We start from the raw sequence: 14,855 nt of genomic DNA on the forward strand, positions 1-14,855 counted from the left end.
CAACCGCAGACCCTAGGTGAAGGACGTCCGGCACCCCGCATCGGTTGGGTGGAGCTCACCGTCCGTTTTCGGCGAATCCGAACTGGTGGACCTTGAGATACCCCGAACGGAACCCCGCTTCGGAGTACGCCAGGTAGAACTCCCACATCCGCTTGAAGACGTCGTCGAAGCCCAGTTCGGTGATTTCGTCCCACCGCTGGGTGAAATTCTCCCGCCACAGCCGCAACGTGCGGGCGTAGTCCTGGCCGAACTCGCGTACTCCCTCCAGTTTCAGCCTGGTGTGCGCCAGCATGCCCTGCTCGACCGACGTCGTGGACGGGATGAGCCCACCGGGGAAGATGTACTTGTGCACCCAGGTGTAGGACCGGGCCGCGGCGAGCATGCGTTCGTGGTCCATGGTGATGGCCTGGAGCCCCAGCCTTCCGCCCGGCTTCAGCCGCTTCCCGATGGTCTCGAAGAACGTCGGCCAGTACGCTTCCCCGACCGCTTCGATCATCTCGACGCTGACCACGGCGTCGTACTCGCCGGTCGAGTCGCGGTAGTCGCACAGCCGGACATCGACGCGGTCGGCGAAGCCCGCCGCCGCGATGCGCTCGGTCGCCAGCTTCGCCTGCTCCTCGGAAATGGTCAGCGAGGTGACCGTGGCCCCGCGCGCGGCGGCGCGGATCGAGAGTTCGCCCCAGCCGGTGCCGATCTCGAGCACGGTGCTGCCTTGGCGGACCCCGGCGTAGTCGAGGACGCTGTCGATCTTGCGGTGCTGGGCGGCGGTGAGGTCGTCGTCCGGGCCGAACAACGCCGACGAGTACATCATCGACGGGTCCAGGAACGCGCCGAACAGGTCGTTGGACAGGTCGTAGTGGCGATGGATGTTCGCCCGCGCACCCTCGACGGTGTTCTCCTCGCCTGCCGGGTGGCCGCGGTCGACGAAGCGGCGGAACCGTTGCAGCAGCGGCGGGATGAGCGTCGCCATCCGCTCCGCGAACGGGGTCAGCACCTCGGCGAGCGCGTCGCTCGTCCAGTCGCCGACCATGTAGGCCTCACCGAAGCCGATCTTCGCGTCCACGCCGAGGCGGTGGAAGAAGGCGGCGGGGCGGTTGAGCCGCATCTCGGGCGCGTCCGGCCCGCCGGCGCCGAGCTGCGAGCCGTCGGGCATGCACACGCGGACGTTCAGCGGGCGCACCGCCTGCCGGAACAACTGCTCGGCGATCCGCGCCCGGAACGGGGAATGCGGCGGGGTGGCCAGTCCGGGCCACCGGTTTTCGTCAGGGATGGGCAGGCCGGACGAACCGGCCGTCCGATCGACGCTCGACGTGGACATGAGTACTCCCTCCCGCCCGGTCTAGACCGGGATCCGCAGCCGTTCCGAGCTCGGCCGCCCCCAGGCGCCGCTCAGCGTTTCGTCAGTTCCCCCGGCTTCGATCAGCTCGAGTGTGAAAGCGCGTACGAGACGGTTCCAGACGCGAGACCTTCGTAGCATCGCGTGCCCTTCGCCGCCTATTTCAAACCGCGCGGATCGAGACGTCACCTTTTCGGCGCGTTCCGCGAAAGCGTGTGATGCCACCGGATCGGTCATCCGGTCCTTGGTCCCGTGCGCGATGAGCACGGCACGGCCGCCGACGGCGCCGATGGGTTCACCCGGTGGTGTCCACGGTGCCAGCGCGCAGACGCCGATGACGGCCGGATCGTCGGCGACGCGCAGGGCGACCCGCCCGCCCATCGAATGGCCGACGAGGATCACCGGAACCCCCGGATGGTCATCGCGGACGCGTTCCAGTGCCCAGCGCGCGTCGGCGAGCGCGTCGGTGCCGTGGTCGTTCCAGCCGTAGATCCGGTTGCGCAGGAGCCTCACCTCGACCCCGTGCGCCCGGCCCGCCCGATGGACGTCCCTCGCCAGCGGCACCATCCGCTGGTACGCCAGCCGCCACGGCGCGACGCGGGCATGACTGTGCTCCGCGCCGCCGTGCAGGACCAGCACCACGCCTTTCACCCGGCCGCGTACTCGCCAAGTCCGCACCGCGGGATCAGCCTCGCTCACCCTGGACCCTCCAGTCTCCGAAACCCCGGCCGCAGTGATCGGGTCAACCTCGATCATGACCCGATGTATTCCACTTCGGCCATTGGTCCACGCGATACATTCGTCGCTGATCTCCAGACGGAAGGGCGGATGTGGTGAGCACCACCGAACGTTGTGCGGACGTCGCCGAACGGCTCGCTGAGGCCGAACGGGGTAACGCCGAGCAGATCCGGAAATCGGCCGAGCTGATCCTCGGGGTCATCCGGGCGGACGCCCTGGTGTTCACCGCCGGGGCCGGGCATTCACTGGCCGCGGTCGCCGAGACCTTCTACCGGGCGGGCGGGCTCGCCTGCGTGTACCCGGTCTACCACCCCGAACTGCTGCCGCTGCACGGCGCGCAGCACAGCACCAAGACCGAGCGCCGCTCCGGGCTGGCCGAAGAGGTGCTGGCCGAGCGCGCGCCGGGCCCGGACGACGTGCTGGTGGTGTTCTCGACCTCGGGGGTCAACCCGTACCCGGTCGAACTGGCCGCCGGGGCCCGGAAGCGCGGGGCGTCGGTCATCGCGGTGAGTTCGGCCGCGTCGGTGGCCAAGGCGCCCAAACGCGCGGCCACGACGCTGATCGAAGAGGCGAGCATCGTGCTCGACTCCCACGTGCGTCCCGGTGACGCGAGCTACCCGCCGGACGCGCCGCGGACCGCGCCGCTGTCCACGGTGATCAACGCGTTCCTGTGGAACCTCGTGCTCGCCGAGGTCGTCGACCTCGGTGCGGCGCAGGGCGTCGACATCCCGCTGTGGCGCAGTTCCAACGTGGACGGTGGCGACGAGGCCAACGCCGCGCTGCTGGCCAAGTACGGCGCGCGGGTTCCCGCTCTCCGCTAGTTCTTTACCGCGCGGACGAGTTCCTTGACTCGTCCGCGCGGCGCTTCTACGGTCACATACCGACCGGTCGGTGTCCGCAGGAGGTCCGTGCCATGACCGAGATCCACGGCGAGTGCGCGGCGGGCTTCGAACCCGTCCGCGCCGCGTTCTCGGTGACGCGGCACGGCGAGACCGTGGTCGATCTCCGGACCGGACGACCCCGTGGCGGGCGGACACGCTCACCAACGTCTGGTCGACCACCAAGGACGTGACCGCGCTCTGCGCGCACCATCTCGCCGACGCCGGGCTGCTCGACCTCGACGCGCCGGTCGCGAAGTACTGGCCGGAGTTCGCGGCGGCGGGCAAGCGGGAGATCCCGGTGCGCTGGCTGCTCTCGCACCGCTCCGGCGTGACCGGGATCGGCCTCGACCGGCCGGTGACAGTGAAGGAACTGTACGACTGGGACCACATCACCGGACTGCTCGCCGCGCAGGCGCCGCTCTTCGAACCGGGCACCGCCAGCGGCTACCACGCGCTGTCGTTCGGGTTCCTCGTCGGCGAGGTGATCCGCCGGGTGAGTGGGCACGACGGCGCTGGTGAACGCGACCTTCCGCGCCCTGCGGTCGTGAGTGGCGATTCGGGTTCTAACCCCGCGGCGAGCTCGACCTCTACAACATGGGCTGGCAGCGGTACCTNCGGACACATGATCAGCCCCAGCCAAACCCAGTCAGCAGGTACCTAAGACACTCTTGGCCCTAACCCGAATCGCCACTCACGGCCCACCCGAGGGTCACGCGGCCGCGGGCTCCTCCGAGAACTGCGTCAGGTACAGCGCCGCGTAGCGCCCTTCCCGCGCGAGAAGCTCGTCGTGAGTTCCCCGCTCGACGATCTCCCCGTGCTCGATCACCAGGATCTGGTCGGCCGCCCGGACCGTCGACAACCGATGCGCGATGACCAGCGCGGTCCGTCCGTCGAGCGCGTCGGTCAGCGCCTCGCCCACGGCGGCCTCGGACTGCGAGTCCAGATGCGCGGTCGCCTCGTCGAGGACGACGACCCTCGGCTGCGCCAGCAGCAGCCGGGCGATGGTCAGCCGCTGCCGCTCCCCACCGGAGAGCCGGTAGCCCCGCTCCCCCACCACGGTCTCCAACCCGTCCGGCAGTTCCCGGATCAGCTCGGCCAGCCGCGCCTTCTCCAATGCGGACCAGATCTCGGCGTCGGTGACGCCGGGCCGCGCGTATTCGAGGTTCGACCGGATCGTGTCGTGGAAGAGATGCCCGTCCTGGGTCACCACGCCGACGGTTTCCCGCAGCGTGGCGAACCCGAGGTCCCGAACGTCCACATCGGACAGTTTGACCGATCCGGCGTCGACGTCGTAGAGACGCGGCAGCAGAGAGGCGATCGTCGACTTGCCCGCGCCCGACGAACCGACCAACGCCACCATCTGCCCCGGTTCGGCGCGGAAGCTGATGCCGTGCAACACCTCTTCACCGCCTCGGTGATCCAAAGTGGACACATCCTCCAGCGACGCCAGCGAGTACCGGTCCGCCGCGGGGTAGCCGAACCGGACGTCCGAGAACTCCACCGAAACCGGGCCTTCGGGCAGACTGCGCGGGGAAGGCTTCTCTTCGATCATCGGCTTGAGGTCGAGCACCTCGAAGACGCGCTCGAACGAAACCAGCGCCGTCATCACGTCCACCCGGACGTTCGCCAGCGCGGTCAGCGGCGAATACAGCCTGGTCAGCAGCAACGCCAGCGCCACGACGGTGCCCGGCGCGAGCGCCCCGGTCAGCGCGAGGTAGCCGCCCAAACCGTAGACCAGCGCCTGCGCGAGCGCGGAAACCGTGGTCAGGCTGGTCAGGAACCAGCGCGTCAGCATCGCCGTCCGCACGCCGATGTCGCGCACCCGCCCGGCCCGCGCGCCGAACTCGCCTGCCTCGCGCCCCGGGTCGCCGAACAGCTTCACCAGCGTCGCGCCCGGCGCGGAAAACCGTTCGGTCATCTGCGTGGTCATCGACGCGTTGAGCCCACCCGCCTCCCGCTGCAGCGCGGCCATCCGCCGTCCGAGCCGCCGCGTCGGCAGGATGAACACCGGCAGCAGCACCAGCGCCAGCAGGGTGACCTGCCAGGACAGCGTCACCATGACCACCAGCGACAGCGCCAACTGGATCACGTTGGTGACCAAACCGGACAGTGTCGCGGTGAACGTGCGCTGCGCCCCGATGACGTCGTTGTTGAGCCTGCTCACCAGCGCGCCGGTGCGGGTGCGCGTGAAGAACGCGACCGGCATCCGCTGCACGTGGCGGTACACCGCGAGCCGCAGGTCGAGGATGATCCCCTCACCGATCCTCGACGACTGCGCCCGTTCGGCCAGCCCGAGCCCGGCGTCGACCAGCGCCAGCACGGCGATCACCACGGCCAGCCAGACCACCAGCGAGACGTCGTGCCCACCGACGATCGCGTCGACCACCTTCCCGGCCAGCACCGGCGTGCTCACCGCCAGCACCGCCGAGACGACGGTGAGCACCAGGAATATCAGCAGCCTCCGCCAGTGCGGCCTGGCGAACCGCGCGACGCGACGGAGCGTGCCCTTGTGGAGCCCCTTCGGAACATCGGCGGATCTCATCGCCGAGTTCATCAGCGCGAACGTGTTGTCCATGAGAACCCTCTCTTCGCCCCCAGAACCTCGATATTAGTCGAGGGTTTTCCCGGATATAAGCATAACCAACACCGGAACACACCGGATGCTTCCCGGTTTCCGCGTCCTCTTTCCGGCCGACGCGGCCACGTCGGTAGCCTGAGCCGGTGACCATGGACCCGGACCGGCGACGACTGACCATAGACCTGGTCTTCTACACGGGCTGCCTGATCTTCGCCGTCGTGAACACGGCCATCGCGGAGTTCTACGGCTATCGCGTGTGGGCGAACTTCGCTGTAGCGGGTTACGGCCTCGCCGTTGTCCACTCCGGCTGGCTGCTGGCCGCCGCCCGGCGCGGCAAGCCGCTGCCCGGCGCGCTCGGTTCGCGGTGGATCGGCATCGGGGCGATCGGCCTGTTCGCCATGATCCTTCCCTTGGGAATGCTCGTCATTCGCCGCCTGACCGGAGTGGACTGGCTCGTCACACCGAACTCCTGGGCCGCGCAGCCCGAGGTCTGGGTGATCGAACGGTCGGCGAAACTCCTTCTGGAGAACGGAACCCCGTACGTCGACGTCACCGCGCTCGGTCGCGCAGTGGAAGTAAACGATTACACGCCATACGGTCCGGTGATGACCGTCTTCGGTCTGCCGCGTGCCCTGTTCGGCGGCGGACCGGTCGCGAACGCCCTCACCGACGCGCGCTGGATGTTCGCGCTGGCGGCCGTCGCGTGTGTGCTGCTGACGCTGCGGCTGCTGAAGTGGCCGAAAATCCCGGTCAGCGCCGCGCAACTCGCGCTCGCCTGCCCGCTGACAGCACTGACCTGGGCGGTCGCCGGCCCGGATCTGGCCATCGTCGGCCTGCTGGTGCTGTCCTTCGCGCTGGCCTCGACCGGCCGCGCGGTCCTGTCGGGCCTGGTGCTGGCATTGGTGGTCAGCGCGAAACTCATCGTCGCGCCCGCGATCGTGGTGCTGGGTGTCTTGTTGATCACGCGGCGTGGCCCTCGCGCACTCGGCGGATTCGCCGCGGCACTCGTGGTGACGACCCTCGTCCTGCACGTCCCCGTCTATCTGGCCGGCCCCAAGGCGTTCGTCGAGCACGTCTTCCGCTTCCCGCTGGGAATCGGCGTGATCAAGTCACCGGCGGCGAGCCCGTTGCCCGGCCACCTCATCGCCTCGCTCGGCCCGGTGGGCACGGCGGTTTCCTTCGCGCTGCTCGGGATCGCTGCCGTCGCGATCCTGGTCTGGCTGCTGCGCCGCCCGCCCGCGACCGGCTCGGACGCGTTGCTGCGCATGGCCGTCGGGCTCGTCGCGCTGATCATGCTCACTCCGGCGACGAGGTACGGCTACCTGGTGTATCCGCTGGTCCTGCTCGGTGCCAGGTTGGCCTTCCTGGCCGCGGAAACCCGTGAAACAGCGGTCCCCGGAAAGGGAACTGCGCCCCCCGCGCAGCAGTCCGCTACTTCCTCGTGACTACTTCTTCTTGACCCTGGTGGCACCGCCACGGCCGCGCAACTGGACGCCGGACTCCGAGAGGACCCGGTGCACGAACCCGTACGAGCGACCCGTGGACTCCGCGAGAGCGCGGATGCTCGAGCCCTTCTCGTATTTCTTCTTCAGGTCAGCGGCCAGCTTGTCACGCGTGTTGCCGGTGATCCGCGCGCCTTTCTTGAGATCAGCCACGTCGATCGCCTTCCCGCCGAGAGTGTTCTGGGCCACATAACGGCCCCTGTCGCCGCAATGATCGAACACTGAGCGCCGGAATGCCAGACGACGAGCGCAAAACTGCTGAAACCGCGATCACATTGGGCCATTTCAGTGGCCGGATGGCATCGATCAAGCACCCGAACGGACGCAGGCCTCACGCAAGCTGGACAAGTTCCAGATAATCCGCCGACCAATGGTCCTCGGTTCCGTCCGGCAGGAGGATCACGCGTTCCGGCTCCAGTGCCTCGACCGCGCCCGGGTCGTGCGTCACCAGGACGACGGCTCCGGCGAAGCTGCGCAAGGCGTCCAAGACCTGGGCACGGCTGGCCGGGTCCAGGTTGTTCGTCGGCTCGTCGAGCAGCAAAACGTTGGCAGCGCTGGACACCAGTCCGGCGAGCGCGAGCCGCGTCTTCTCACCGCCGGAGAGCGTGCCGGCGGGCTGATCGAGCTGCTCGCCGGTGAACAGGAACGAACCGAGAAGGTTCCGCAACTCCTGCGCCCCGGTGTCCGGCGCGAGGTGACGGATATTTTCCCACACGGACGCGTCGTGGTCGAGAGTTTCATGTTCCTGTGCGTAATAGCCCAGACGCAATCCGTGACCTGGAATGGTCTCGCCGGTATCCGGAGTTTCCATTCCGCCGAGCAGCCGGAGCAATGTCGTCTTTCCGGCACCGTTCAATCCGAGCACGACGACCTTCGACCCGCGGTCGATGGCGAGGTCGACTCCGGTGAAGATCTCGAGCGAACCGTAGGACTTCGAGAGTCCCTCCGCGGTGAGCGGCGTCCGGCCACAGGGGGCGGGCTCGGGGAACTTGATCCGGGCGACCTTGTCGGCCTGCCGGGTCTCGTCGAGCGCGGAGAGCATCTGCTCGGCACGGCGGGCCATGTTCTTGGCAGCCACGGCTTTCGTCGCCTTGGCCCCCAGTTTGGCGGCCTGCTGCTGCAGCGCGGACGCCTTCTTCTCGGCGTTCGCGCGCTCGCGGCGGCGGCGCTTCTCGTCGGTGGCCCGCGCGTCGAGGTACCGCTGCCAGCCCATGTTGTAGAGGTCGAGCTCGCCGCGGGTCGCGTCGAGGAACCACACCTTGTTGACGACGTCCGCGAGCAGTTCGACGTCGTGGCTGATGACCACGAGACCGCCGTCGTGCTGCTTCAGGAAGCCGCGGAGCCAGTTGATGGAGTCGGCGTCGAGGTGGTTGGTGGGCTCGTCGAGCAGCAGGATCGTCTCGGACTTGCCGCCCGCGCCCGCCTCGGCGGCGGCGAACAGGATCCGGGCCAGCTCCACACGGCGGCGCTGACCACCCGAGAGCGTCTGCAGTGTCTGTTCGAGCACCCTGTCGGCCAGACCGAGGTTGGAACAGATCCGTGCGGCCTCGCTCTCGGCGGCGTATCCGCCGAGGGACGCGAAGCGCTCCTCGAGACGACTGTAGCGGTTGACCGCCTTGTCGCGTTCCTTCTCGTCCGCCAGCTCCGACATCGCGGTCTGCGCTTTTTCCATGTTGCGCAGCAAGGTGTCGAGGCCGCGCGCGGAGAGCACGCGGTCTTTCGCGGTGACGGACAGGTCGCCCTCGCGCGGGTCCTGCGGAAGATAGCCGAGCTCGCCGCTGCGGCGGACCTCGCCCGCGTACGGCTCCCCCTCCCCCGCCAGCACCTTGAGCGAGGTGGTCTTGCCGGCGCCGTTGCGGCCGACCAGGCCGATGCGGTCGCCCTGCTGGATGCGGACGTTGGTGTCGTCGAGCAGAATGCGCGAACCCGCGCGCAGCTGCAGGCCAGTGGCCGTGATCACGGGAACTCCCGGTACAAGGGGTGGATGAGCGGACAGCTTCGACTCGTCTGCCGTCGGGCAGACGAGGAGCTACTCCAAGAGGATGTCCACACGATCAGTGTACGGGCCGGTGTCGAACGGTTTTATCCGACCGTGCCCGACGTCACGGCCCGGACAGGGTGATTTCGACCGCGACAGCCCGCTCCGCCGCGTCTTCGAGCACCGTGCGGCGCGGTTCGGCGATGTCGAGGACGCGGGCCTCGGCACGCTGGAACAACGGCGCCAGTCGCTTGTCCTCGCGCAGGGATTCCAGGGCGCGGCGATCCCCGCCGAGTACGACGGCGTCCACTTCGGACAGTTGCAGGACGAGCACCTCGAAAGCGTCGTCCGCGGCGGAACGGAGCGCTGAGCGCGCCTGCCCTTCCCGCCGCCGCGCGAACCGCTGCTGAGACCAGCCGCCCGCCGCGGACCGGCCCTGGACGAGATGGCGGTCAGTCCTGGACTGCACGACCACTCCCCCGCGCGCGATCCCGACGCTGTGCCCGCCACGGCGCACCAGCAGGAGCGCGATTCTCCGTGAGATCAGCGCGTGTTCGATGAGCGGGCCGACGGCGAGACCTGGCACGGTTCCTTCGGCGTTCAGCGGTCCGAAAGGGACGGTCGCGACGGCGACTACGCCGTTGTCCGCGACGACCGTGACGGTGTCCGGCTTCAGTTCTGTCGAGCGGACGCCTTCGTTGCGGACGGCGAAGCGGGCGTACCAGCCTTCGAGGCGATCCGGCGCGACCTCGACCGCCCGTCCCCCGCCCGCTACCTGCCGCTCCCTCGCCATGGGTCCAACGTACGGGGCCCTGCCCTGTTCGGGGGGCTCGGCTGGGTCGTGAGTGGCGATTCGGGTTCTGATCCGAATCGCCCACTCACGAGGCGTTCGGTGGGCTCGGTACCGGCGCCCGTGCCCGCCTGAAGTACCTGAAGGCCCGCTTCACGCGCGGCCGCTGCGCCTGCTGTGGTCGCCGGTGCACCTGGGACGAGAGCGGCGCCCCTGAAGGTAGTGAAGGCCTCTTTCACTACCTTCAGGGTAGGCAAGGAGGCCTTCACGGACACATGATCAGCCCCAGCCAAACCCAGTCAGCAGGTACCTAAGACACTCTTGGCCCTAACCGGAATCGCCACTCACGACCCCCGGTACCGACGTCGACCAGTCCGCGTGAAGGACTAGACCGGCTTCACCGGCCCGCGCCCCACCGACTTCCCGACACCCGCGGGCCGCTCCGCCACACCGGGCTGGACGAAACCGTTGATGTGCAAGGAGATCGCGCGGATCGACCCGGTGTCGCCACCGGCGACGTCCACCGCGGTGAACTTCCAGGTGCCGTCGGCGGCACCGGCGGCCAGGCCGCCGAGCGCCTGCGCCGGCTTGTAGGTGCCGGTGAACGGCGCGTTCGCCGCGCTCACCGAGCTGAACGCGGTGGCCGCGTTGTCGGCGAAGACGACCTGGCACAGGTTGTTGCCCGAGCCGCCGCTGCGCTGGAACACGGTCGCCTTCGCCCCCGAGGGCGACGTCAGCGTGCCGACCAGGTCACCGACGTACGAGTGGTTGATGCCCACCGTCGTCGAGGTCTGGTCGGCGTTGCAGGTCGCCCCGTCCACCGAGAACGTCAGTTTCGACGCGCGCCCGACCCCGCTCACCGTGATCGGCACGGTCACGCCGGTCGGGTCGCTGTCCGGGATCGCCACGGCGTCACCGGTGTAGGCGAAGTTCTGCGTCACCGGCGACGGGGTGCCGACCGGCAGCGAGAACGTGGACGTGGTCGGCGAGTACGAACCCGCGAAGGTCACGCGCGCGTTCAGCACCACCGGCACACCGAGTTCCTGAGTGGCGGGAACGGTGATGGTGAAGTCGTTCACGCCGGTCTGCCCGGGGCTGATCGTGCCGTACGACTTCGACCGCGGCGCCACCGTGACACCGGGGGTCGGGCTGGACAGCACGACGCTGGTGGACGTCGCGGTGCCGTCGCCGCGGTTGGTCACCGGCAGGGTCACCTTGGCGGTGTCGCCCGGGTCGAGCGCGGAGCCGCCGTCGGCCGGGGTGACCGTCGGCTGGCCCGCGGACGCGAGCGGCTGCGGGCTGGCACCGGTGTAGGCGAGCACCTTGTCGGCGAGGATGACGCCCGCGCCGCTGGAGTTGTCGCGGCCGGGGGCGAGGATGTCGACGGCGGTGTTGATCAGCGCCTCGCGCACGTCGGCCGGGGGCAGCCCCGGGTTGCCCGAGAGCACCAGGCCCGCGATCGCGGCGGCGTGCGGCGCGGCGGCCGACGTGCCGTAGAACGTGGTGAAGCCGGTGACGCTGGTGGAGACGCCGTCGGCCGCGGTGATGTCCGGCTTGGCGCGGACCTCACCACCGGTCCCGGACACGTCGCCCGGGGTGATCGGCGTGCCGTCGGCCTGGTAGAACATCCGCCGCGGACCGTCCGAAGTGAACCGTTCGACCTTCGTGGTCGCGCCGAACGCGCCGGGGAACGGACCGGCCGGGTTGGCCGGGTCGCCCGGTTCGAGGGCTCGGGGGAACGCCTTCGCGGCCGGTGCCGCCGCGACACTGAACGCGTCCCGCGCGGCCGAGTGGCCGACGGTCACGCCGGGCTTGGTGTAGGCCTTGAGACCGTCGGCCGAATCGGTGAACCGGCCGCGCAACGCGGACAGCGAAAGGTAGCGGCCCTCACCGGAGAACTTGACGATGGCCAGCCGCAGTCCGGCGACGCCCGTGGTGTCCACCCGCTCGTACGGGTCCTGGGTGCCGGTCTGGACGTCCTGGCTGAAGTCGACGACGTTGCCCGCCTGGTTCAGCAGGTACAGGTCGTAGTCGTTGTTCGAGCGGCCCAGCGGGTCGGACCAGAACAACGTGACCGGCACCCGGCCCGACGCGCTCGAGAGCGGCTGGAAGATCTGGTTGCCCGCCGCACCGGCGAAGTTGTGCGCGGTTCCGGCGTATTTGCCGACACTCTTGCCGGAGTCGACGAAGTCGCCTTCCCAGTGGCCCGAGGTGCCGTCGGTGACGTTGCCTTCGTTACCTGCCGAGGAGAAGTACAGCGCGCCGTCGGCGGTCACGTCGTTCACGGCCTGGGCGATGATCCAGTCCTGGAACGGGGATTCCTTGAAGTACAGGACATCGTCGACGATGACGTCGCAGCGCGCGTCGAAGCGCAGCTTGCGGATGTTGTCGGCGAAACTGGCGTCGGAGTTGAACGCGCTGGCGAAACCGAGCGCCGCGTTCGGCGCGAGATCGTGGATGATCTCGAGCATCGCGGTGCCCTCGTCGCCGTCGCCTTCCTGGCCGGGGATCACGTCGACGCCCGCCGGGAGTTCGCCGCGCGCCTGCGAGGTCGCGAGCGAGTCGATCCCATCGGACAGCGCGCAGATCTTGGTGCCCACCCCGGTGACGCCGAACTGCTGGCGCGCCGTGTCGGCGTTGTGCGCGCGATCGCCCTCGCTGTTGACCGGTCCGGCCGCGATACCGGCCTGTCCCTTGGCGTCGACGGCCTTCTTCAGCTCGTCCGCGATCCGGGCGGCCTTCTCTTCCTTGCTTTCCCGCTTGCCCGCGGTGGCGGGCTCGGCGAGCTGGCGGGCGGTGAACGCCTCGTTGGCGGTCTCGACCTTCTTGACGTCGGCGCGGGCCGCGATCGCCGGGACGGCGTTCAGCGGAACCTCGGCGCGCACACTGCCGTAGCGCTCGGACACCGCGCGGATCCCCGCACCGGATTCACGCAGTCCCTTGAGGAGTTCCTCCGAGACCTGGCCCCGGATGTCCACGAGTACGATGCCGGCCGCGGAGACATTCGCCCCAGACCCCAGTGCGGGAACCGCGGAGGCCGACATCCGCTGTGCGCGGAGCTTCTGTTCGACGAGCAGCCGGCTGTCCACTTTGGACTCACCAGCGTTCTGGCTCTTCTTGATCGACTGCAGTGCCTCGATCTGCCGGACGGTGTTCGCCGAGAACGCGTCCGGGGATACACCGCTTTCCGCCGCCGCGACGGGCGGGCTCACCAGGCCGAGCGCGGTGACGAGGGCAGCGGTGCCCGCGGTCAGGATCGTTCTTCTTCTCCTACTAGAACGGGTTGGACGCACGTGCGCCTCCGATTCCTAGGCGCGTGCCCCGACTCACGCTGACCGACGCCGGCGATCACCGGCTGGATCAAGCTAAGTACCGGGCGTGCACCGGCGGCAGTCGCCGTTCGGGTGACGTCGGATGGGTATTTTCCGGTTTCGGCCGCAGCTCGTAGGCCGTTCAGGGGAATCGCGTCGTTACAGGACGAACGAGTCCGACCAGGGCTGGGAAGCACGGCCCGACAAGCCGTCCAAAAGGGTCACCGCCTGCTTGTCCGTCAGCGACGCCACGAAATCGACGACCGCCCGCCCGCGCGCCAGACCGCGTACGGCGTCGGCACCGGTGACCGGCTCCCCGGTCGCTCCGATGAGCAGTTCCGGTGACGTCCGCGCCAGCGCGGAGAACTCGGACTGCGCCAATTCCACCAAGTCGTGCAGCCGTCGCGGGAGCCGGTAGAACTCGTCGCGATCGAGCAGCCACGCGTCGAGCGCGTCGACCAGCGTGGTCACCAGGCTCGCCTGTCCGCGTTGGTGCAGCGCGAGTTCCGGGCGCAGCAGCACGAACCGCCGGTGCACGAATTTCAGCACCTGCACCTCGTGCCACTGGGCGGGACGCAGCGTGAGATGCCCTGTCCGAGTCGAAGGCGAGGCCACCACCTGGACGCCGTCGACGAGCCGTGCGGTCCACTTCGCGGAGAAGGCGGCGGTGGCCTGCTCGGCCTCGATGGAACCGTCGAAGCCGGTGGCGAGCAGGCCGTCGACGAGTTCGGCGCGGACACGGGCGACGGCACTGGTGAAGGCGTCGTCGTCGACGATCCAGCCGTCCTTCGCGTGCATCCGGCGGCGCAGCCGTTCCAGCGAACGGCCGGGCAGCCGCCGTTCCGCGGTCAAGGTCGCGTCGTCCAGCCCGGCCAGCTCCAGCGCGTGGTCGACCCAGCCGGAGAACTCGGCGGCGACCGGCGCGTGCTGCAGGACACCGATCCGGTGGAAGTCCTGGAGATCGTGGATGGCGTAGGCGATGTCGTCGGCGGTGTCCATCACGGACGCTTCGACGGTCTGCTGCCAGGGTTCGATCCGGCCGTCGAACGGGGCCCGCGCCTGGGTGAAGTCGTCGAGTTCGGTGCTGTAGGCGGAGAACTTGCTCGCGCCGGTGCCGGGGGCGTCGGCAGGTTCGGCAGCGCCGCGTGGCTGGACGGCCATCGACGTCGGATGCGGATCGGGCACGTGCAACCGCGCCCACGGGTACTTCAGCACCGCGGCGCGCACCGCCGTGGTGAGGTCGAGCCCGGACGCGGACGGACCGCGTACGTCGGTGGTGGTGATGATCCGGAACGACTGCGCGTTGCCTTCGAAACCGTCGGCGAGGCCGAAGCGGTGGCGCGCGATCCGGTCCAGGGTCTGCTCGCCGAGGTGGCCGAACGGCGGATGTCCCAGATCGTGCGCGAGCGAGGCGGCCTCGGCGACGTCCGGATCACAGCCGCCCAGTTTCGCGGCGAGTTCGGCGGAATCGCTGCTCGCGTTGATCCGCTCGGCGATGGCGCGCGCGACCTGCGCGACCTTGAGGCTGTGCGTGAGCCGGTTGTGCAGCAACCCGGCGCCCCCGGCGCTGACGACCTGTGTCACGCCGCCGAGCCGGGCGAAGAACGGCGAAGCGGCGATCCGGTCCCGGTCGATCCGGAACGGGCTCGTGGCGAGATCGCTGAACCCGGCGTTCGCGCTCTCCGGATCGCGCCGCCACGCCCTCGGGTCCGTCTGTTCCATGCGTCACACCGTATCCGTC

10 protein-coding genes and 1 pseudogene are annotated in these 14,855 nt (G+C 69.2%); 3 read left to right on the forward strand and 8 right to left on the reverse strand.

The annotated features are described in order from the left end of the window. Positions 1-55 precede the first annotated feature (55 nt). Complete coding sequence (locus tag LCL61_RS31110) at positions 56-1,318, reverse strand: cyclopropane-fatty-acyl-phospholipid synthase family protein (protein ID WP_340683069.1); 1,263 nt, start codon at positions 1,316-1,318, stop codon at positions 56-58. Positions 1,319-1,339: 21 nt separating this feature from the next. Beyond that, positions 1,340-2,035, reverse strand: coding sequence for an alpha/beta hydrolase (locus LCL61_RS31115; protein WP_340683070.1), 696 nt, complete (start codon positions 2,033-2,035; stop codon positions 1,340-1,342). A gap of 131 nt (positions 2,036-2,166) precedes the next feature. Here LCL61_RS31115 and LCL61_RS31120 point away from each other — a divergent pair, with 131 nt between their 5' ends. Then, positions 2,167-2,895, forward strand: a complete 729-nt coding sequence (locus LCL61_RS31120; RefSeq protein WP_340683071.1) for an SIS domain-containing protein — start codon at positions 2,167-2,169, stop codon at positions 2,893-2,895. Positions 2,896-2,987: 92 nt separating this feature from the next. After that, positions 2,988-3,457, forward strand: a pseudogene (locus LCL61_RS31125) (serine hydrolase domain-containing protein); the annotation flags it as partial. Positions 3,458-3,664: 207 nt separating this feature from the next. Here LCL61_RS31125 and LCL61_RS31130 read toward each other — a convergent pair. Continuing rightward, on the reverse strand, positions 3,665-5,530 hold the full coding sequence (locus LCL61_RS31130; RefSeq protein WP_340683073.1) for an ABC transporter ATP-binding protein: 1,866 nt from the start codon (positions 5,528-5,530) through the stop codon (positions 3,665-3,667). Positions 5,531-5,676: 146 nt separating this feature from the next. Here LCL61_RS31130 and LCL61_RS31135 point away from each other — a divergent pair, with 146 nt between their 5' ends. Continuing rightward, a complete protein-coding gene (locus tag LCL61_RS31135) occupies positions 5,677-6,978 on the forward strand; it encodes a glycosyltransferase family 87 protein (protein ID WP_340683074.1) in 1,302 nt (433 codons plus the stop codon). Here LCL61_RS31135 and LCL61_RS31140 read toward each other — a convergent pair whose 3' ends face one another. The 5 genes from LCL61_RS31140 to LCL61_RS31160 form a co-directional block, all read right to left on the reverse strand. Then, positions 6,979-7,188 (reverse strand): helix-turn-helix domain-containing protein, encoded by a 210-nt coding sequence (locus LCL61_RS31140; protein WP_003071237.1) that lies wholly within the window; start codon positions 7,186-7,188, stop codon positions 6,979-6,981. A 178-nt stretch (positions 7,189-7,366) separates the two neighbouring features. Then, complete coding sequence (locus LCL61_RS31145; protein ID WP_126731835.1) at positions 7,367-8,995, reverse strand: ABC-F family ATP-binding cassette domain-containing protein; 1,629 nt, start codon at positions 8,993-8,995, stop codon at positions 7,367-7,369. A gap of 142 nt (positions 8,996-9,137) precedes the next feature. Further along, positions 9,138-9,806, reverse strand: a complete 669-nt coding sequence (locus tag LCL61_RS31150; protein WP_340683075.1) for an acVLRF1 family peptidyl-tRNA hydrolase — start codon at positions 9,804-9,806, stop codon at positions 9,138-9,140. Positions 9,807-10,189: 383 nt separating this feature from the next. Further along, complete coding sequence (locus LCL61_RS31155) at positions 10,190-13,060, reverse strand: S8 family serine peptidase (RefSeq protein WP_340688720.1); 2,871 nt, start codon at positions 13,058-13,060, stop codon at positions 10,190-10,192. Positions 13,061-13,273: 213 nt separating this feature from the next. Continuing rightward, positions 13,274-14,836: a dGTP triphosphohydrolase gene (locus LCL61_RS31160; RefSeq protein WP_340683076.1), complete on the reverse strand. Its 1,563-nt coding sequence runs from the start codon at positions 14,834-14,836 to the stop codon at positions 13,274-13,276. Between the last annotated feature and the right edge of the window lie 19 nt (positions 14,837-14,855).

Source organism: Amycolatopsis coloradensis (assembly GCF_037997115.1).
Classification (GTDB): Bacteria; Actinomycetota; Actinomycetes; order Mycobacteriales; family Pseudonocardiaceae; genus Amycolatopsis; species Amycolatopsis coloradensis_A.